Genomic DNA, 21,289 nt, shown 5'->3' with positions numbered 1-21,289 from the left:
TCTGGAGACGAACTCATGAGCGAAGCAGACAACAGCACGCCGAACGCGGGCGCGTTCAAACCGAAAAAGTCCGTGGCGCTGTCCGGCGTGACCGCGGGGAATACGGCGCTGTGCACGGTCGGCAAGACCGGCAACGACCTGCACTACCGGGGTTACGACATTCTCGACCTCGCCGGCGCGTGCGAATTCGAGGAGATTGCGTATCTGCTGGTCCACGAGAAACTGCCGACCCAGGCCGAACTGGGCGCCTACAAGACGAAGCTCAAGGCGCTGCGCGGCCTGCCCGCGAACGTGAAGGCCGCGCTCGAATGGATTCCCGCCGCCGCGCATCCGATGGACGTGATGCGCACGGGCGTCTCGGTGCTCGGCACCGTGCTCCCGGAAAAGGACGATCACAACCTGCCGGGCGCGCGCGACATCGCCGACAAACTGATGGCCTCGCTCGGCTCGATGCTGCTCTACTGGTATCACTACTCGCACAACGGCAGGCGCATCGAGGTCGAAACGGACGACGATTCGATCGGCGGCCATTTCCTGCATCTGCTGCATGGCGTGGCGCCGTCGAAGTCGTGGGTCGACGCGATGCATGTGTCGCTGAACCTGTACGCGGAGCATGAGTTCAACGCGTCGACCTTCGCCGGCCGCGTGATCGCGGGCACGGGCTCGGACATCTATTCGGCGATCACCGGCGCGATCGGCGCGCTGCGCGGCCCGAAGCACGGCGGCGCGAACGAAGCCGCGTTCGAGATCCAGTCGCGCTACCCGACGCCGGACGACGCCGAGGCGGACATCCGCCGTCGCGCGGAAAACAAGGAAGTGGTGATCGGTTTCGGCCACCCGGTGTACACGATCTCCGATCCGCGCAACAAGGTGATCAAGGAAGTCGCGCGGAAGCTCTCGAAGGAAGCGGGCAACACCAAGCTGTTCAGCATCGCGGAGCGACTTGAAACAGTGATGGCTGAAGTGAAAAAGATGTTTCCAAATCTCGACTGGTTCAGCGCGGTTTCGTACCACATGATGGGCGTGCCGACGGCGATGTTCACGCCGCTCTTCGTGATCTCGCGCACGGCAGGCTGGAGCGCGCACATCATCGAGCAGCGCATCGACAACAAGATCATCCGTCCGAGCGCGAATTACACGGGACCTGAGAATTTGAAGTTCGTGCCGCTAAATAGGAGAAAATAGCGGTCGCTGTGCGCTTCCAAAGCGCGTGCAGTTCAACCCTTGCGGTCGGCCTGGACCGGTAGCCCGCACCGTTCAACTGAAATTAGATAGAAAGGTTTTCTCCATGAAAAAGCTGATGATCGCCGCCGTGATTGGCGCCCTGTCCACGACGGTGTTGACCGTCGCGACTGACGCCGCTGCGCAAACGGCGACGACCACGAAGCCCGCTGCCACGAAAGCCACGCCGAAAAAGCCGCAACCCAAGCGCCTGATCAAGCGCAAGCCGAATCCCGCGAAGGAAGCGAAGATCGACCCGATTCCGGAAGGCGCGGAAAAGTGGTCGTGCAACGAAGGTCTGGCCTTCCAGCTCAAGGGCGACATGAAGCGTGACCAGATCGTCACGGTTCACTGGGCGAACAAGAACTACAACTTGCCGCGCGCAACGACCACCACGGGCGCGGACCGTTTCCACGACGCTGCGTCGGGTATGGATCTGATCGTGATCCCGACCAAAGCCATGTTGTTCTCGGATAAGGACAGCTCGCGCCTCGCCGACGAATGCAAGACGGCGGCGATGCTGGAAGGCGCGCCGGCTCCGACGCAATCGAACGCGATCGACAAGACCAGCAACTAATTTTCCTCACCAGGAAAGGCCTCGATGTCCGCTCCCATTTCCAACGTGCGACCCGCCCCGGACAAAGTCCTGGTCGATATCGTCGATTACGTGCGGAATGAACAGATCGGCGGCACGCTCGCGCTGGAAACCGCGCGTCACTGCCTGATCGATACGCTTGGCTGCGGACTCGAGGCGCTCACCTACCCGGCTTGCACCAAGCTGATGGGACCGATCGTGCCGGGCACGATCGTCCCCAACGGCGCGAAGGTGCCGGGCACGTCGTTCCAGCTGGACCCGGTTCAGGCCGCCTTCAACATCGGCGCGATGATCCGCTGGCTGGACTTCAACGACACGTGGCTTGCGGCCGAATGGGGCCATCCATCCGATAACCTCGGCGGGATCCTGGCCACGGCCGACTGGCTCTCGCGCAGTGCCGTCGGAGCGGGCAAAGCGCCGCTGACGATGAAAGACGTTTTGGTCGCCATGATCAAGGCGCACGAAATTCAAGGCTGTATCGCGCTCGAAAACTCCTTCAACAAGGTCGGGCTCGACCATGTGCTGCTGGTGAAGCTGGCCTCGACCGCCGTGGTCGGCCAGTTGATCGGCCTAAGCCGCGACGAGTTGATCAACGCGGTATCGCAGGCATTTGTCGATGGACACCCGCTGCGTACGTACCGTCACGCGCCGAACACCGGTTCCCGCAAATCGTGGGCCGCGGGCGATGCGACGTCGCGCGCCGTGCGTCTCGCGCTGATGTCGAAGACCGGCGAGATGGGCTATCCGTCAGTGCTGACGGCCAAAACGTGGGGCTTTTACGACGTGCTCTTCAAGGGCAATGCGTTCAGATTCCAGCGCCCGTATGGCTCTTACGTCATGGAAAACGTGCTGTTCAAGATCTCGTTCCCCGCTGAGTTCCACGCGCAAACCGCGGTGGAAGCCGCGATGACGCTGCATGCGCAACTCGCCGCCCAAGGCAGGCGCGTGGAAGATATCAGGAAGATCACGATCCGCACTCACGAGGCCGCGATCCGCATCATCGACAAGAAGGGTCCATTGAACAATCCGGCCGACCGCGATCATTGCATCCAGTACATGATCGCCGTGCCGCTGATCCATGGCCGCTTGACGGCTGCGGATTACGAAGATTCGATCGCGCAGGACGCGCGTATCGATGTGCTGCGCGCCAGGATGGAATGCGTCGAAGACGCGCGGTTCACGCAGGATTACCACGATCCCGAGAAGCGTTCGATCGCCAATGCACTGACGGTCGAATTCAACGACGGATCGAAGTTCGACGAAGTCGTGGTCGAATACCCGATCGGTCACAAGCGTCGTCGCGAAGACGGAATTCCGTTGCTGGTCGAGAAGTTCAGGACCAACCTCGCGCGCCGCTTTCCGGTCAAGCAACAACTGGCGATTCTCGACGTATCGCTGGATCAGGCAAGGCTCGAAGCCATGCCGGTTCATGAGTACGTCGATCTGTACATCATCTAGTCAAAGTTAAGTACTGTAGTTCCGCGATCAAACCAAGGAAAACACCATGGCCCACAACCTCCACAAAACGCTCAAGGAATTCGACAGCGGTTCCGGCAAAGGCAAGTTCTACTCCCTGCCGCAACTCGGCAAGGCACTGAACATCAAGATCGAGCGTCTGCCGGTCTCGATCCGTATCGTGCTGGAATCGGTGCTGCGTAACTACGACGGCAAGAAGATCGCCGAAGAACACATCACGCAACTCGCGAACTGGAAGCCGAGCGCCGTGCGCGTCGACGAAATCCCGTTCGTGGTGTCGCGCGTCGTGCTGCAGGACTTTACCGGCGTGCCGCTGCTCGCCGACATCGCTGCAATGCGCGGTGTCGCGCAACGCGTCGGCAAGAACCCCAAGTCGATCGAGCCGCTGGTCCCGGTCGATCTGGTGGTGGACCACTCGGTGCAGATCGATCACTTCCGCGAAAAGAACGCGCTCGACCTGAACATGAAGCTGGAATTCCAGCGCAACAACGAGCGCTACCAGTTCATGAAGTGGGGCATGCAGGCCTTCGACACGTTCAAGGTCGTGCCGCCGGGCGTCGGCATCGTTCACCAGGTGAACCTGGAATATCTCGCACGCGGCGTGCACAAGAAGGCCGAAGGCGCGGATACCGTGTACTACCCGGATTCGCTGGTCGGCACCGACAGCCATACCACGATGATCAACGGCATCGGCGTGGTGGGCTGGGGCGTGGGCGGTATCGAAGCTGAAGCCGGCATGCTCGGTCAACCGGTGTACTTCCTGACGCCGGACGTGGTCGGCGTGAACCTGAAGGGCAAGCTGCGCGAAGGCGTGACGGCGACCGACCTGGTGCTTACCATCACCGAACTGCTGCGCAAGGAAAAGGTGGTCGGCAAGTTCGTCGAATTCTTCGGCGAAGGCACGCGCTCGCTGTCGCTGCCGGATCGCGCCACGATCGGCAACATGGCGCCGGAATACGGCGCAACCATGGGCTTCTTCCCGGTCGACGAAAAAACCATCGACTACTTCAAGGGCACGGGCCGCACCGACGCGGAAATCTCGGCCTTCGAGAACTACTTCAAGGCGCAAAACCTGTTCGGTATTCCAAAGGACGGCGATATCGACTACACCAAGATCGTTACGCTGGATCTCGGCACGGTTGCTCCGTCGCTGGCAGGCCCGAAGCGCCCGCAAGACCGCATCGAAATCGGTCACGTGAAGTCGACCTTCAGCGACCTGTTCTCGAAGCCGGTGGCGGAAAACGGCTTTGCGAAGAAGGAAGCCGACCTGGACGCGCAATACACGACGAGCAACGGCGTGAACGTGAAGAACGGCGACGTGCTGATCGCCGCGATCACGTCGTGCACGAACACGTCGAACCCGAGCGTGCTGCTGGCCGCCGGCCTGCTGGCGAAGAAGGCGGTGGAAGCCGGCCTGACGGTCGCGCCGCACATCAAGACGTCGCTCGCGCCTGGATCGCGCATCGTCACCGAATATCTGACGAAGACCGGCTTGCTGCCGTACCTCGACAAGCTCGGTTTCACGCTTGCCGCTTACGGCTGCACGACCTGTATCGGTAATGCAGGCGACCTGACGCCGGAACTGAACGAAGCGATCACGAAGAACGACATCGTCGCGGCAGCGGTTCTGTCGGGCAACCGTAATTTCGAAGCGCGTATTCACCCGAACATCCGCGCGAACTTCCTGGCCTCGCCGCCGCTGGTTGTCGCTTATGCGATCGCCGGCAACATCACGCGCGACCTGATGACCGAACCGGTCGGCAAGGGCAAGAACGGCAAGGACATCTACCTGGGCGACATCTGGCCGACCAGCGAAGAAGTCAACGCACTGCTCAAGTTCGCGCTGGATGCGGACGCGTTCCGCAAGAACTACTCGTCACTGACCAAGAAGGGCGATCTGTGGAGCAAGATCGAAGGCGAAGAAGGCCAGGTCTACGATTGGCCGAAGTCGACCTACATCGCAGAGCCGCCGTTCTTTGGCAACGATTTCTCGATGACGCCGGCCGACAGCATCGCAGCCGTGAAGAACGCGCGCGCATTGGGCATTTTCGGTGACTCGGTCACGACCGACCACATCAGCCCGGCTGGCTCGATCAAGGAAGACTCGCCGGCAGGCAAGTGGCTGAAGGAAAACGGCGTGCAGAAGGCCGACTTCAATAGCTACGGCTCCCGCCGCGGCAACCACGACGTGATGATGCGCGGCACGTTCGCAAACGTCCGGATCAAGAACCTGATGATCCCGGCGAAGGCAGACGGCTCGCGTGTGGAAGGCGGCCTGACGATTCACCAGCCGAGTGGCGAACAGCTATCGATTTACGACGCAGCGATGAAGTACATCGACGCCGGCACGCCGACCATCGTATTCGCAGGCGAAGAGTACGGCACGGGTTCGTCACGTGACTGGGCTGCGAAGGGTACGCAACTGCTAGGCGTGAAGGCCGTGGTCGCACGCAGCTTCGAGCGGATCCACCGTTCGAACCTGGTCGGCATGGGCGTTCTGCCGCTGCAGTTCAAGGGCTCGGATAGCGTGCAATCGCTGGGCATCACAGGCGAGGAAACGTACGACATCGAAGGCCTGGGCGCGGACTTCAAGCCGCAACAGGAAGTGACGCTGGTGATTCGCGGCAAGGACGGCAAGGAAAAGCGCGTTCCGGTGCTGCTGCGTATCGACACGCCGATCGAAGTCGATTACTACAAGCACGGTGGAATTCTGCCGTTCGTACTGCGCTCGCTGCTGGCTGCCTAACTTCGGCGGTAGCGCAAACGGCTTTGCTGTTTTGCAGGGGCTGCATTCTGTGGAGGATGCAGCCGACTTTAGAAGCCTGGCCAAATGGCCGGGCTTTTTTTTCGTTGCTCGAAATAGCAACCGCGGACAACCGGCCGTTGAATGCGGCGACTACCTTGGACCGAAGTCTGACCGAAAAGCGTCGGGGTTGTCGGTGATCCTGCGCTGAATCATGCGGGCGTTCCAGTCCGTGTTGCCCGGCACTGGCGTCGACGCCCGCGTTGTAACCTTCGCGCGCTGCTGCTTCGCCCAGTCGAGCAGGGCCGCCTGTTCGGCGGAATCGTGGTTAGCCGACGCTCGCGCAATCCACTCGGGTTGCTGCGAGATCGAAGGCCGGCTGGCCGGACGAGCGGATCGGGTCAATGCAAGGCGCTTGTCGACTTGCGTCTCGCTCAAGCGCGCGATTGCGGCTTTGCGATCGACCTTTGCAAGACGATTCGTCGTCGTGCCATGTGTCGTCGCGCGTGCGACGAGTGGCTGCTTCACACGCGGCGCGTCAGCCCGCACCAATTGTGCTGGCTTGGCTGGCGGTACTGCCTTCGCGGCAACGGAATCGTTCTTCGCGCGAGTTGCAGGCGCCATGGCCGCCGCACTGGAGTTTGCCAACGTTGTCGTCGGCACCGAGCTAGCCGCTGCGGGCGCGCGCTCCGCACTTGTCGACGCTGTTTCAACCACCGGTTGCGTCAGCTTGACAGCACCTTCGGAATGCCGCACCTCGGCCCTCGCGACGGGATCCAGCGTCGCGGCCAGCGTGGTCGCGCTATCGGCGTCGGGCGTCGCACTTGTGATCAACAGCCAGGCCAGCGCAATGCTGCAACTCACGAAGATCGCCGCGCCGGCCACATGATCTGCACGAGACGAAGACGAGCGCTGCTTACCCGCATCGAGGTAACGCCTGGCTTCGGCCAACTGCGCATCGAAACTATAGGAATAGTCTCGTCGCTGTGGCGTCTTATAGAGAAAAATATACTTCGCGTCTGACGGAAGCCGGCCACGGGATGCCAATGGCTCCGCACGTTGCACGGCGTCCTGGATCGCCCGTTGCGCCGCGGTGAGCGCCGCAGGCTGCGGCTCTCGCCGCGCCTGTACCGGCCGACGGCCCGAGCCGTAAGGCGGCGGCAAGCCCGCGAGTGACCGCGCGCTGGGAAGCGCCAGATCGCCTTCGATCAAGGCCAGCGGTCTGTTCATCGTACGGTGCTCCGTTGTGGGTCATGCACTGCGCCGAGTTGCATGACAAGGGTTCGGGTGCGTTCCGCGAGCGCGTCGATCGCGCCGGCGTTGCGTTCCCGCGGCGAGGCGCTAGCGCGCCGCAGCGCTTCCATCAAACCACGCGCGCCGACCAGACCGACGGCGCCGCTCAATCGGTGCAGCAAGGCAGGCAGGAGCTCATCGTCTTCCGGGCGACGCAATGTGGCGAGGCGTGTGAGGTCGTCATTCATTGCACGACGCCAGCCATCCAGAAACGAGGGCAGATCGACACCTTCTTCTGACAGCGCGGTCAGATACCGACGCTCGAAAGGTTCATGGGAAGCAACTGTTGAAGCGGCATCGGCATGCACGGCATTGCACGTCGCAGGCAACGGTATATTGCCATCTGCCTCTCGCTCCGATTCCCATTGCTCGACGGCGAACGGCGCATTGAAACTCGCGAAAACGCCAGCCTCCGCGCCGCTCGCGACGGAAAGTTCACCTCGCATGCGCTGAGCGAGCAACTGGCAAAGCGGCAGGGAAGCATCTGCGTCACCGAAACCTTCGCTCGCGCGCGATTCATCAGCATCAGTACCGCCAAGCTTGCCGCCGCCGACCCTTATGCTGAAAAAAATGCGCTGCGAACCCAGATTCAATGAGTCGGCCCGCACCACAAGCGCAATCTCTTTGTGCATGCCCGACTGGATCGCACGGTTCAGCAAATGGAAAAGGATCTGACCGAGACGGGTGCCGTCGACGATAATCACCGCCGCCACCGTTTGGTCGACGCTCGCGCTCAAGTGCACGCCTTGATGCGTAGTCGATGGTGTAAGGAGCGTGATCACACTCTTGATGAACTCGCGCACGTTCGTCGCGCTTTCGTCGAGAACGAAAGCGCGCGATTCCAGAGGTGAATTGTCGAACAGATCACGAAGGGTTTGGCGCCAGATGCGCATCGCGGATTGAATCGCCTGCAACTGTGCGGATTGTGCGGACGGCTTGGTTATCACTTGAAGCGGCTCGAATAAATCCGCAACCGCGCTCAATGGCGCTTCGATATAGAAACGCATCACGCCCAGGAATCTGTGCCGCTCCCGCATTAGGTCAGCGCTCGCCTGCTGGGAAGCTGCGGTGCGGGTAGCCCGCTCCCGCGCCTCGATTGCTTCGCATCGGCGGGCCCACTCGCTGACAATCCGTTTGTTGTTCTTGGCAATGCGCGTTAGCGCGGCTCGCGACAAACACGCGCCAGCCAGTACGGCGAACGCCAGCGCCGCGAGTGTCAATTGCCACGTTCGCTTTCCGACCGAGGTTGCGTGTTCGGTCCACTCTAGTTGGCTAGGCGAGGCATTCCCACTATCACTGTTACTCGAAGCGAGTACCAAAGGCGTCCCGGCAGCGGCGTCCTCATGTGAAAGGTGAGCAAGGGCCGCTCGCCCGGGGTGCGGCTGAGCGTCGTGAGCGGCCAGCGCTTGCGCCGGACGCGGCGCATGGACGCGCATGGAGGGCGGTGCACCGTCGACGGACAGTGCGGCGTTGACGCGCGTCGAAAACATGCACGGCAGCAATGCCGATGCGCACAGCCATGCAAATATCGTCGCGAAACGGGTCAAAATCGACCACGCATTGCCACCGTCGCAGCGTGAAAGGCCGTGTAGGAAGCGCGACGTGCGACAAGGCGCACCCGCCGAAAAACCCGGCAGGCTTATTTTGTTCATGGCCCGCAAACCTAGTCGATCAGCCGGTGCAACGAGGCAAACTCGATCAGCGCCGCTAACGACGACAGCCCCAGTTTTTCCTGGATGCGGCTTTTGTAGGTGCTCACAGTCTTGTCGCTGATAAACAACGCATCGCCAATCGCCTTGTTCGACAGCATCTGCAGAATCACGAGTTCCTTGTCCGACAGTAGCGCAATCCTCTCCTCTTCGCCTTCCGTGCGGCACGAAGGCGAGATACCCGCACCGTTCGCTGTGACGGGAAAGACCGTATAGCCGGCCAGCACCGCCTCGACGCCGCGCATGATTTCCTTCATCTCCTGCGATTTGCAGACGAAACCGTGGACGCCGGAGCGCATCGCCCGCGGCGCGAACGTCGCCGGATCATGTCCTGACAGGACCAGCAAGCGGATCGACGGATGAACGAGTTTAAGGCGTGGAATTACGTCGAGCCCGCTGATGCGCGGAATGTCGAGATCGAGTATGGCGAGTTTCGGCGTGAATTGCCGCGCCAGTTCGACTGCGGCCTGTCCGTTGTCGGCCTCGATCACCTTTTCAATGCCAAGCAGCTGCGTGAGCTGCATCTTGATGACCATTCGGAATGCAGGATGATCGTCGATAACGAGAACAGTTGACATCTATTTGTTTCCTCTTAAAACATCGCTTGCCAGGCTGATTCGTGCTTTTGACAAGCTAAAGGCGCATCGGTATTTGCCGCAAGCAAACCAGGATATCGACCCGCCGGAAAAGGTTCGCATCGTCACGCGACGCAAGCGTACGTTAGGAAGCTCCGACCACGATTTCTATCTCGACGCGGCGATTCGGTGCAAGGCATCGCAGTAATTCGTCGCGCTTTGTTTGTCGGCAGTCGGCCAGTTGGTTCGTACTGCCTTGACCTCGGGCAGTCATGGGCAAAGTCACGCCGCGGGCTCGCAGATACTTCTGAACGGTCTGAGCACGTTTCAAGGACAAGCTCTGGTTGTATGCCTTGGCGCCAAGACGGTCGGTGTAGCCGGTGATCGTCAGCTCACGCAAGGCGGGAGCGTTCTTCAGACCGTCCGCCACCGCATCTAGCTGCCGCTTGCCCGCAGGTAGGATGGCGGCATCGTCGCCGCCATTGAAACGGAAGAGAGAGTCGGCGCGCAGCGTGATGATCCGTGGCGCGCTTGCAGACTGCTCACCCAGGGCCGGTGCGGCCGCTGACGTCTGCATTGCCTGTTTGCATTGCAACGCGGTCTCGGCGGATTTGCGCAAGTTATCCTGAACTTCCGGCAAGCGCTTCTCGGCCTTTGAAAAACTGCGTATCCACGCGTCATGCCCGGCTTGCATCAAGCCGACTTCAGCGCACGCGAGCGGCTGCTGCGCCCGCGGACATTGAGCAAGAACAGGATCTGCCTTGATGGTGTTGACGATCTTCCACAGATCGGGACGCACCGTGGACACCGTGCGCAGCGCCGGATTAGCCGCGGATAACGGCGTGTCGTTCTCGAGGCTCATCGTGATCATTGCCGCCTGGCCGATCGCTTCCTCGACGAAACCCCAATGATCGCGATTCTGCCGAGTCTGCTGGCCGGCGTTAAGCCAACACTGTGCCTTGGCGTGAAAATAACTGTTCTTGTCGGCGGGCACCTCATCGAGCCGCTTTTGCAACGATGCTAGCGCGGCACTGCTGCTGACGATCGGTGCGTAGGTAGTGACCCACTGGCTGTTGGCCGCGCCCGCGGCTTCATCCTGCGAGGCGCCGATGCCCGTTTTGAGCACCGTGGCGTCCGTGATGCCTAGTCGTTCGCGCGCGGCGTGATCCGCACAGCCCGCCAGGGCCAGCGCGCATACAAGCATCGATAGCTGGAGTTTCATTGACTTTCTGCGTCGAGCGCGTCTTCTGGAAGAAGGTCCAGAGTATGAACAGACGCGGACGCAGGAGGAATGGGAACATTCTTAGAATGACATCGGAAATTTGCCGGTTAGGCTTGCTACTCGACTGGCGGTCATCCATGCAAGCCGATGTTCACGCTTTCACCGCCCGCGCCGCATTTCTTCCGCGCAGCCACTCGAGCGCCAGCAAAAGGCAAGTAGAAAACACGATCAGAATCGTCGCAAGCGCAGCGATGGTCGGGCTGATGTTCTCGCGGATACCGGTGAACATTTGCCGCGGCAATGTCGTCTGGTCAGCGCCCGCGAGGAACAGCGTCACGACCACTTCATCGAATGACGTCGCGAAAGCGAACAGCGCGCCCGAAATCACGCCCGGCGCGATCACGGGCAACGTGATGCGGAAAAACGTCGTGAGCGGATTGGCACCCAGCGACAAACTGGCGCGCACGAGGTTGTAATTGAATCCCTGCAAGGTCGCCGCCACCGTGGTTACGACAAAAGGCACGCCGAGCGAGGCATGCGCCAGAATCAGGCCAACATACGTGTTCGCCAACCCGAGCGGCGCAAAGAACAGATACATGCCGACACCGACCACCACCACGGGCACGATCATCGGCGAGATCAGGACGGCCATTAGCAGCGCCTTACCACGAAAGTTCGCCTTGGTCAGCCCGATCGCGGCCAGCGTGCCGAGCACGGTCGCGACCACCGTCGCGGACGGCGCCACGATAAAACTGTTCTTGGCGGCCATGCGCCATTCATCGGACGCCACCAGGTTTTGATACCAGCGCAGCGACCAACCCGGAATCGGATACACCAGAAACGTGCTCGACGAGAACGACAGCGGCACGATCGCCAACACGGGCAGAATGAGATACAGCAGCGTCAGCACGGCAAGCGCGCGCAGTGCGAAATACCACACGCGCTCGACCCACGACGTATGCGGCGCGAACAGGGGCTTGGCAAGTTTCATCGCAGTAGGCTCCGGTTCAGCCGAGGCTCAGTGAAGAACGCGTGAAGCGCCCGTAAATCACGTACAGCACGAGTGTCGCGGCGAGCAGCAAGCCGCCTAGCGCGCACGCCATGCCCCAGTTGATCGTCACGTTGGTGAAGTACGCGACGTAATAGCTGACCATCTGATCGTTCGGTCCGCCGAGCAAGGCCGGCGTGATGTAGTAGCCGATCGCCAGGATGAACACCAGCAGCGCGCCCGCGCCGATGCCCGGATAAGTCTGCGGCACGTACACGCGCCAGAACGCGGCGAACGGATGGCTGCCGAGCGAGATCGCAGCGCGCTGATAGGTCGGCGGGATCGATTTCATCACGCTGTACAGCGGCAGGATCATGAACGGCAGCAGAATGTGCGTCATCGAGATGTACACGCCGGTGCGGTTGAACAGCAGCGAAAGCGGATCGTGCAGCAGCCCGCTGCCGATCAGCGCTTTATTCACCAGCCCTTCGCTTTGCAGGATCACGATCCATGCCGCGACGCGCACGAGGATCGACGTCCAGAACGGAATCAGCACGAGAATCATCACCAGGTTCGCGCGGCGATCGGAGAGCGTCGAGATCCAGTACGCGAGCGGATAGCCCAGCAGCAGCGCAAAAAAAGTCACGGCCGCGCCGATCACAAAGGTGCGGCTGAACACGGCGAGATAAATCTGCTGATCGGGATCGGTCGGGATGATGTGACCGAACGCGTCCTGCTTATGGTCCAGCGAAGCGAGTAAATAGAACGGCGAATACACACTGGCATTCTTTGCGATGGCCTGCCAGTACGCGATATCGTTCCAGCGCTCGTCCAGTTCGACGAATTTCGCATGAATCTGGCCGGGCGTCAGTTTCAACGGCTGGCTGTTATCGTCGACGAACGGCATGGCGCGCGCGGATTTTGCAACCAGCGAGCGATAGCCGGGAATCTCCACGTTGAGGCGCCGCGCCAGCGCACCCATGCCGTCGCTATCGGCGACCGCGGTGAGGTCGACGGCCAATGCGGCATACGCGGTATCCGGCGGCGGAGATTTGCGATCCCAACCGCTCAACGCGCTTAGCGTATGCGGCAGAGCGCTGACCACTTCGGGATTCTGCGCGGCACGGGTCAACAGCGCGCCGATCGGCACGACGAAAATCAGCAGCAGAAAAATCGCGAGCGGCGCGATCAGCAGCAGCGCCATTGCACGCTTTCTCGATTCCGCGGCTTTCAGTTCGCGCTTGAGTCGGCCGGTTGATTCAGGCGTCGAATCGGCGGCAATCGTCATCGTAGTCACACCCGTCTCCTGTCGACCAGAGTTAGCGCTTTAGCGCTTACTCTGGTCCCATGCACCGCTGTCGACCAGAGTTAGCGCTTCAGCGCCTACTCCCACCCCATGCAAAGCTGTCGACCAGAGTGAGCGCTTCAACGCTTAACTCCGGTCGCACCCAAAACTAACAAATCACTTCGAAGCCCACGACGAAAAACGCTGCTCCAGTTCATCGCCATGATCGGTCCAGAACCCGAGATTCTGCAGCACCGCATTCTTGCCGTTTTCCGGCGAGTTCGGCAGATTCGCGAGCGTCTTCGAATCGAGCGCCTTGATCGCCGCCACGTTCACCGGACCATAGGCGATGTGATGCGCGTATTCCGCCTGCGGCTTCGGCGAGATCGAATAGGCGATGTACTTCTCGGCCAGCGCCTTGTTCGGCGAACCCTTCGGAATGCCCCAATAGTCGAGGTCATAGATGCTGCCGTTCCACACCACCTTCAGGTTTTTGCCTTCCCGTTGCGCGGCGTCGATCCGGCCGTTGTACGCGGTGGACATCACCACGTCGCCCGCGACGAGAAACTGCGGCGGCTGCGCACCCGCTTCCCACCACTGGATGTTCGGCTTCAGTTCGTCGAGCTTCTTGAACGCGCGGTCCTGACCCGCCTTGGTGGCGAGCACCTTGTAGACATCCTTCGGCGCGACGCCATCCGCCATCAGCGCGAACTCCAGGTTGTAGCGCGCACCCTTGCGCATGGCGCGCTTGCCCGGGAATTTCTTGACGTCCCAGAAATCGGCCCAGCCGGCCGGCGCGGTTTTCAGCTTGTCGGCGTTATACGCGAGCGCCGTCGACCACACGAAGAACCCCACGCCGCAGGTTTGCGGCGCTTCAGGAATCAGATCCGACTTCTTGCCGATCTTCGACCAGTCGAGCTTCTCGTACAGCCCTTCGTCGCAGCCACGGCCGATGTCGCCCGATTCGACCTCCACCACGTCCCAGTTCACGTGCTTGGCTTCGACCATCGCCTTGACCTTGGCCTGCTCGCCGTTGTATTCGACGGCGGTCACCTTGTTGCCCGTTTGCGATTCGAACGGCTGGTTGAACGCGGCCTTTTGCGCGTCGCCGTTCGCGCCACCGAAATTGACGACCGTCAGTTCGGCGGCATTGACTTGCGCGGCTCCCAGCGCGAGCGCCACGGCACCGACAGCGATGGCGCAGCGCGATTTCCCGATCTTGCTCATGGTGTGTTGCTCTCCTTTGGTGGTATGCGTGAAGCTAGGTACGGTGCGGCTTGTTATGTGCGGCTGACTTCGACTGCGTGCGTCCGACGAATCGTGCGTTGACCGCGCTCACGCCCCCGCGAAAACCCGCAGATGCTCGGGCGCAAACTCCAGCGCAACCGGTGCGCCGGGCGCGAATGTATCGAGCAATTCCGTGCCGAGCGGCACCTTGACGAAGCATTCGTCCTGTTCCGGCAGACCGCAACGCATGCGCACGTGGTCGCCGAAATAGATCAGCCCGCGCGCCTCGCCGCTCAGCGCATTGGCGCCCGCGCGCGACACGCCGTTCGCCAGCTTCATGCGCTCGGGCCGGATACACGCGACGGCCGGCGTGCCCGCCCGCGCCCCTCCGATATTGCGGCCCGTCAGCCGCGTGCCGTCAATCAGATGAAACTCGCAGTACTCGCCGTCCACGTTCGCGATCGTGCCGCGCAGCTTGTTGCTGTCGCCGATGAAGTTGGCGACGAACTCATTGCACGGCGATTCATAGAGACGGTCGACGGTATCCAGTTGCTGCACGATGCCTTTATCGAACACCGCGACGCGGTCCGACATGGTCAAGGCTTCGCCCTGATCGTGCGTAACGTAGACGAATGTGACGCCGAGCTTCTCGTGCAGCGATTTGAGCTCGTACTGCATGTGTTCGCGCAACTGCTTGTCGAGCGCGCCGAGCGGTTCGTCCATCAGCACGAGCTTCGGCTCGAACACCAGCGCGCGCGCCAATGCGATACGCTGCTGCTGGCCGCCGGAAAGCTGCGCCGGATAACGCTTGGCGAAGCTCTCCATGCGCACCATCTTCAGCGCGTTATTCGTACGATGTGCGCGTTCTTCGGCAGAAAGCTTGCGCACGGTAAGCGGGTACGCGACGTTCTGCTCGACCGTCAAATGCGGAAACAGCGCGTAGTTCTGAAACACCATGCCGATGTTGCGCTTATGCGGCGGCACGGTGTTGAGCAGCGTGCCGTCGAGCCAGATCTCGCCGCCGGTGGGAAATTCAAAGCCCGCCAGCATCATCAGACAAGTTGTCTTGCCCGAACCCGACGGCCCGAGCAGCGTCAGGAATTCGCCCTGATAGATATCCAGATCGAGTTGCTTGACGACCAGCGTTTCGCCGTCGTAAGTCTTGCGCACACCTCGAAAGCTGACGATCACGTCATCGGTTTTCATCGCCCTAGTCTCCTCTGTCGACCGGAGTAAGCGCTGAAGCGCCAGCTCCGGTCCCATGCAAGATGGTTGCTGCGCTCCGGCCGGTTCCCCCTGCAAAACAGAGGGATAGCGTCAATTGCGTGGCCCACTATAGTCTCTTACGGTTCTACAATATGGAACCATTTCATTATTCCGGATAGAACCACTTGGACACCGTGATTTTGTCGGATTGGCTCGCCGCGCGACTCGACCGCACCGCCGCCGAGCCGGTCTACCGGCAGACGCTGCGGCTCATGCAGCAGGCGATTCTGACCGGCCAGCTACCGCCCGGCACCAAGCTGCCGAGCTCCCGCACGCTGGCCGAAGACCTCGGCATCGCGCGCAATACGGTGCTGCACGTCTACGATCAGTTGACCGCCGAGGGCTACGTGATCTCGACCACCGGCAGCGGCACCTATGTGGCTGACACGCGGCCGGACGCCGCGGCGGTGAACGCGCGCAAGAAGCCGGCAGTGGCCCGTGCCGACGCGCCGGGCGATCGGGCCGCGGAGGCCCCGAAACCGCCAAAACGCGGTCTCAGCGACCTCTCGACTCGCGGGCGGCGCCTGATCGATCAGGCCGGCGTCTCCGCCAAGCAGTGGGGCGCATTCATGCCGGGCGTGCCCGACGTCGCCGAATTCCCGGCGCGCACGTGGAGCCGCTTGCAGGCGAGGTTGTGGAAAGAAGCCAATCCCGATCTGCTCACCTATGCGCCGGGCGGCGGCTACCGGCCGTTGCGGCGGGCGCTGTCGGATTACCTGCGCGTCGCGCGCTCGGTGAATTGCACGCCGGATCAGATCATCATCACGACGGGCATTCATCAATCGATCGATCTGGCCGTGCGTTTGTTGACCGACGTCGGCGACCGTGCGTGGGTCGAGGAGCCGTGCTATTGGGGCGCGCGCAGCGTGCTGCAATCGTCGGGGATCACGCTGGTGCCGGTCCCGGTCGACGACGAAGGCCTGAACCCCAGCGAGCAGGATTTGCAACAGCCGCCGCGCCTGGCGCTCGTCACGCCGTCGCATCAATATCCGCTCGGCATGGTGATGAGTCTCGCGCGCCGCCGCACGCTGCTGGAATACGCGCGCCAGCACAACGTCTGGATCATCGAGGACGACTACGACAGCGAGTTCCGCTACGGCAGCCGGCCGCTCGCGTCGCTGCAAGGGCTCGACGACGCGGGCCAGGTGATCTACGTGGGCAGCCTGGGGAAGATGCTGTTTCCGGGTTTGCGGATCGGCTACATGATCGCGCCGGAACATCTGGTGGATACGTTTCGCACCGGCGTGGCCGAGCTTTATCGTGAAGGGCAATTGATGCAGCAGGCGGTGATGACCGACTTCATCATGGACGGCCATCTCACCTCGCACGTTCGCCGCATGCGCGCGCTCTACGGCGAACGCAGGCAGATTCTGATCGACGCGATCACCGCGCGTTTCGGCAATGAACTGCCGGTGATAGGCGACGAAGCCGGGCTGCATCTGGTGCTCTGTCTGCCGGATCACGCGGACGATCGCGCGGTGACAGCCGCGGCTTTCGATGCCGGCGTGATCGTGCGGCCGCTCGCCGCCTACTACAGCAGCGCCACCCCCGCGCGGCGCGGACTGCTGCTGGGTTATGCGTGCGTGGCGAACGAAAAGATCGGGCCGGCGTTCGACACGCTCGCACGCGTGATCGAGCGAACCGCGTTGAAGGCGCCGACACGCGCGGCCTGATCGGCGCGGCCGCGCGGATCGCCGGTCGATTCGCAGCGAAGCGCGCGCCGCCGCCCTGCCGAACGGCGAGCGGGCGCTTACAACACACCTCAGTTCAAGCCAAAATCCACCCGCGTCGTCGCGCCTTTGTCCTTGATGCCCTCGGCGTTCAGCTTCGGCGCGACGATAAACACACGACTGCTGTCGATCTTGCCCTCCAGATACTGCTGCACGCTTTGCGCACGCTGCTGCGCGAGCTGGCGCAAGCTGGCCTCGTCGATCGGTGCGTTGGCGGCGAGCGCGTTCTTCATGTCGTCGTCCGGCAGGCTCCTGGTCAGGCCGACAAAGTTGCGCGGCTTCTTGAAGTCCGCCGACTTGTAGGCTTTGGTCAGATACTTGTCGTATTCCTGCGGATCGACGGTCATGGTCGAGACATCGACACTCTCGCCGTTGCCCACCACATCCTTGATCTTCTGCTGCCTGACGAGGCGATCGACATAGCGCATCCGCAAGGCGGGCTCGTCGATGGCCGGGTCGACCCGGCCGATCACGTCCATCCGGATCGACGACTTGTCGGCGAGCACCTTCACGATCGTGTCCAGCTTCTTGCTGTCGGCGTCCGAGAGCTTCGCCGAGCCCGGCTCGAACTCGACGTAACCCAATTCCTCGCCGTTGCCGCCGAAGGCATTGGCGATCAGCGAGAACGGCGACGTTACCGCCTTCTGCAACAGGTTGAGCACCGCGTGCCAGATCAGGCCGCCAATGCTGAACTCGGGATTCGACAACGAACCGGACACGGGAAGATTCACGTCGATTTCGCCGCGCGAGTTTTTCAGCAGCGAGATGGCGAGACGCACCGGCAGTTTGGTCGCCGTATCGTTTTCGACGTGATCGCCGAACGTTAGCTGATCGATGAACAGGTGATTGTTCGCGTTCAACTGGTCGTTCTCGAGCGTGTAATGCAGGTCGACGTTCAGCTTGCCCTTGGTGATCGGATAACCGGCGTATTTCGCCGAATACGGCGTGAGGTTGGTCAGCTCGATATCGTGCGCGCTGGCGGTCAGGTCGAGCGACGGCTTTGCAACCAGCGGATTGACCGTGCCGCGAATCGACAGCGGACCGTTGGCCGCCAGTTTCGCGGCGATGTCCACCGGCGCGGGCGTGGTCGATTGCGTGCCGAACGCGCCCACCGTGCCCTGAATGCCGACCAGGTTGGCCGTGAAATTCGGCTTGACGAAGTTGTCCGTGTACGTCACGCGGCCCTGCTGCAACACCAGTTGGCCGAAGTGCAGCTTCACCGGGCTTTGCGGCGGCGCGGCGGCCGTGACGGTCGCCGTCGCCACCGGCACGATCGCGGGCGTGGCCGCCGAAGCCGGGCCCGGCGCGGACGCCGCCGCCACGGCCGACGCCGCTTGCGGCGTCAACGGCACCGGATCGGCGCCGCTGCCGTCGCGCGTGAGCGATTGGGCGGCGCCCCTTTCATGCGCGACCACCTGATTGAGGTTGAGCTTGCCTTGCGCGTCGAGCAGCACGCGCCCGTAGAACCTGGTGAACGTGACACGGCCCGCGTCCACCACGGTGCCGCGCTCGTCGTAGTCGGCTTTCAGATTGGACAGCGCGAGCGAGCCCCAGCCGGCGAACCGGTCGGAAGTCGCCTTGTCGAGCATTCGCACGTCGACCAGCGCCATGTCGCCGTGGTAGCTCGCCTTCAACGTCTTCGCCTGAGTCACCGCGAGTTCGCCGTTTGCATTGAGCAGCGCGCTCGCGATCACCGCATTCAACTGACTGCCGAAATACGGTTCGAAGGCCGCCGCGTCGAGCCGGTTCGCGTTCACCTTGACGGCCAGCTTGAGCGGCGTCGCCGTGACGTTGCCCGTCAAGCCGAGCGTGCCTTTCTTGTTCAGTGTTGCCTGGAGCTCGATCGGCAGCGCACGGCTGAGGTCGTCGCTGATCTGCCGCACCTTGAGTTGCAGCGGCGCGATGTTCAGCTTGACCGGCTGCGGCGTGGTGTTGTCGGTGAAATTGGCCGTGGCGTCCTTCAGGCTCAACTCGCCGATCTTGTAACGCCATACGGGCGCTTCCGCCTGCGCTTTCGTGACCGCGTGCGTCGCCGTGCGCCGCTGCTCCGTTTCATGCGGACCAGCGAGCGAAGCCAGGTCGATGCTGCCGTCTTTCAGCCGCGCCGCGTTGACCACGAGGCCGGTCGTGTCGACGCCCGTGATGTCGGCCGTGCGTGCCGCCACGTCCACCTGCTTGACCGTCACGCGGCCTTGCGCGAGCGAGATGACCGGCTCCTTGCTGCCGCGCGCCGCCAGCTTCAGCGATTGCAGGTCCAGTTGCGTATCCGCGACCATCACGGCCACCGGCGATCTGGACCAGTTCGCGCCCACATTCGCGCTGGCGGAGAGCGCGCCGTCCAGCACTTGCGCCGCGGTTGCGGTGTCGAGATACGGTTGCAGCAGCGGCAACTTCAATGACTTCAGGTCGAGCTTGGCGCTGGCCGTTTGAGCGACAAGGCCGAACGCGCCCGCCGCGCCGAGCGAGCCGCCATCGCCCTTGAAGTCCGTGTTCAGCGTGTAATGCGCGGGCGCGGTGGCGAGCGTCGAAAAATCGGTCAGCGTGACGGCCAGCTTTTGCAGGCCGAGGTCGACAGGCCGCGAGCCGGCTTCGTCGTGGACGTTCACTACGCCGTCGTTGAGCGCGAAGCGTTTGATCGACAGATCCAGCGGCGGGGCGGCCTTTGCACCGACCGTTGGCGTGGCGCTGGCGCCTGATGCCGCGGCCGCCGCGCTTGCGGCGGGCTTCGCCGCAGTCGCGTCGGATGCGGATGCAGCCGCGCTTTCCGAAGCCGCCGGCGTCGGCGCGAACATCCGCTCCACACTCAGCACACCGTTTTTGTCGCGCGCCAGATTGGCGCTCGGCGCGTCGATACGAATATCGTCGAAGTGGTAAAGGCTCTTGAGCGGCTCGAGCGTCGAGGCGGCCACATGCACCGTGCGCGCGGCGAAGAACGGCGCCTTGCCTGGGTCCCGCACATCCAAGTCGTTCATATCGACGGTGCCCGCCACGCGCAACGAAGGCGCGTCGTGGGACATCACGAAGTTGAGCCTGAGGTCGGTGGAGAGCTTGCCGGATTGCACGATCACCGGCAGCCTGGCCGGCGCGTACGACATGAGCCGCGGCACATCGAGCCCGTCGAAACGCAGCGACACTTCCGACTCGCGCGACGCCGCGAACGGCTTGGTCTTGCCGTCGATGGCAAGCGGACTGCCGTCGATGCGCGCGCGCAGCAGCGGCTCGACGAAGATATCGGTTTTCGAAGGCAGCGTGGCGATGAACGGAATGCCGAGCTTCCACTGATCGATCACGTGGGTCGCGCCGAGCAGCTTGTCGTCGAACGTGATCTGGCCGTTTTCCAGACGAATGTTCGACACCGAGAAAAGCGTCGGCTTGCTATCGGGCGCGCTCGGCTGACTCGCGAACTTCTCGATCAGGTCGGTGAAGTTGAAGCGTTGCGCGTCGTAGCGCGCGATATGAAAGCGCGGCGAATCCAATTGCACTTCATCGACGATCGGCGCGGCGCGAAACAGCGAACTCCACGACGCCCGCACGATGAGCCGCGCGATATCCACGAAATCGCCCGCGCCGCCGCGCTCGCCGATATGCACGCGGTCGGCTTCGAGCGTGAGCGTGTAGGGATTGAGCGCGATGCGGCCGATGCTGGCCGGCCGGTCGAGTTGTTTGCTGATCTGTTGTTCGGCGATATGGCGAATCAGCGGCGGCGCCGCGAAAAAACCCAACAGGCCGAACACTACGAGGAAAATCAGCAGACCCGTGATAACGCGCCGAGTGCGGCGTGACTGCGCGACCTCGCGCACGGTCTGAATGGAAGATGCCAGTGATGCTTTATTGAGGCTTGCCATGCTCGGTCTTGGGTAATGCGGCGGCAAGCCCGCCGCGAAACGAAAATCCCGCAAGCGGCAGTATAAGTCTGGAACCTCGCACGAGACAGCAATGTAAAGCGTGCTTACACAATG

Annotated in this window: 14 protein-coding genes; 5 read left to right on the top strand and 9 right to left on the bottom strand. The window is 62.2% G+C overall.

From position 1 onward, the window contains the following. Positions 1–15: 15 nt before the first annotated feature. The 4 genes from prpC to acnA all read left to right on the top strand — a co-directional run bounded on the left by prpC (position 16) and on the right by acnA (position 6,038). Complete coding sequence (prpC, locus tag BUE39_RS24745; RefSeq protein ID WP_073431350.1) at positions 16–1,185, top strand: bifunctional 2-methylcitrate synthase/citrate synthase; 1,170 nt, start codon at positions 16–18, stop codon at positions 1,183–1,185. Positions 1,186–1,288: 103 nt separating this feature from the next. Beyond that, positions 1,289–1,798 (top strand): hypothetical protein, encoded by a 510-nt coding sequence (locus tag BUE39_RS24740; protein WP_073431349.1) that lies wholly within the window; start codon positions 1,289–1,291, stop codon positions 1,796–1,798. 24 nt (positions 1,799–1,822) lie between these two features. Further along, positions 1,823–3,274: a bifunctional 2-methylcitrate dehydratase/aconitate hydratase gene (locus tag BUE39_RS24735; RefSeq protein WP_073431348.1), complete on the top strand. Its 1,452-nt coding sequence runs from the start codon at positions 1,823–1,825 to the stop codon at positions 3,272–3,274. A gap of 46 nt (positions 3,275–3,320) precedes the next feature. Continuing rightward, entirely contained in the window at positions 3,321–6,038 is a 2,718-nt protein-coding gene (acnA, locus tag BUE39_RS24730) for an aconitate hydratase AcnA (RefSeq protein WP_073431347.1), read from the top strand. A gap of 150 nt (positions 6,039–6,188) precedes the next feature. On the opposite strand, the gene BUE39_RS24725 is transcribed toward acnA, so the two are convergent. From BUE39_RS24725 to BUE39_RS24690, 8 genes are all read right to left on the bottom strand, one after another. Then, a complete protein-coding gene (locus tag BUE39_RS24725) occupies positions 6,189–7,265 on the bottom strand; it encodes a hypothetical protein (protein ID WP_073431346.1) in 1,077 nt (358 codons plus the stop codon). Further along, positions 7,262–8,980, bottom strand: coding sequence for a sensor histidine kinase (locus BUE39_RS35635; protein WP_235004931.1), 1,719 nt, complete (start codon positions 8,978–8,980; stop codon positions 7,262–7,264). Before BUE39_RS35635 ends, BUE39_RS24725 begins: the two co-directional genes overlap by 4 nt. Positions 8,981–8,991: 11 nt before the next feature. After that, positions 8,992–9,615 carry a response regulator transcription factor gene (locus BUE39_RS24715; RefSeq protein WP_073431345.1) on the bottom strand — a complete coding sequence of 208 codons (624 nt, stop codon included), beginning with the start codon at positions 9,613–9,615 and terminating at the stop codon, positions 8,992–8,994. A 142-nt stretch (positions 9,616–9,757) separates the two neighbouring features. Continuing rightward, a complete protein-coding gene (locus BUE39_RS24710) occupies positions 9,758–10,834 on the bottom strand; it encodes an OmpA family protein (RefSeq protein ID WP_073431344.1) in 1,077 nt (358 codons plus the stop codon). Between the two features lie 151 nt (positions 10,835–10,985). After that, a complete protein-coding gene (locus BUE39_RS24705) occupies positions 10,986–11,825 on the bottom strand; it encodes an ABC transporter permease (protein WP_073431343.1) in 840 nt (279 codons plus the stop codon). A 16-nt stretch (positions 11,826–11,841) separates the two neighbouring features. Then, positions 11,842–13,110, bottom strand: a complete 1,269-nt coding sequence (locus BUE39_RS24700) for an ABC transporter permease (RefSeq protein WP_176035777.1) — start codon at positions 13,108–13,110, stop codon at positions 11,842–11,844. A 174-nt stretch (positions 13,111–13,284) separates the two neighbouring features. Then, positions 13,285–14,334 (bottom strand): ABC transporter substrate-binding protein, encoded by a 1,050-nt coding sequence (locus BUE39_RS24695; RefSeq protein WP_073431341.1) that lies wholly within the window; start codon positions 14,332–14,334, stop codon positions 13,285–13,287. Positions 14,335–14,442: 108 nt separating this feature from the next. Continuing rightward, positions 14,443–15,540: an ABC transporter ATP-binding protein gene (locus BUE39_RS24690; RefSeq protein WP_073431340.1), complete on the bottom strand. Its 1,098-nt coding sequence runs from the start codon at positions 15,538–15,540 to the stop codon at positions 14,443–14,445. A 185-nt stretch (positions 15,541–15,725) separates the two neighbouring features. On the opposite strand from BUE39_RS24690, the gene pdxR reads away from it, so the two are divergent. Further along, on the top strand, positions 15,726–17,273 hold the full coding sequence (pdxR, locus tag BUE39_RS24685; RefSeq protein WP_073431339.1) for a MocR-like pyridoxine biosynthesis transcription factor PdxR: 1,548 nt from the start codon (positions 15,726–15,728) through the stop codon (positions 17,271–17,273). 89 nt (positions 17,274–17,362) lie between these two features. Here pdxR and BUE39_RS24680 read toward each other — a convergent pair whose 3' ends face one another. Further along, a complete protein-coding gene (locus tag BUE39_RS24680; protein ID WP_073431338.1) occupies positions 17,363–21,175 on the bottom strand; it encodes a DUF748 domain-containing protein in 3,813 nt (1,270 codons plus the stop codon). Positions 21,176–21,289 lie beyond the last annotated feature (114 nt).

Origin of the sequence: Paraburkholderia terricola, from assembly GCF_900142195.1 — a bacterium.
Classification (GTDB): domain Bacteria; phylum Pseudomonadota; class Gammaproteobacteria; order Burkholderiales; family Burkholderiaceae; genus Paraburkholderia; species Paraburkholderia terricola.
The sequence above is the reverse complement of the archived record's forward strand: the minus strand, read 5'-3'. Positions and strand labels throughout refer to the sequence as shown.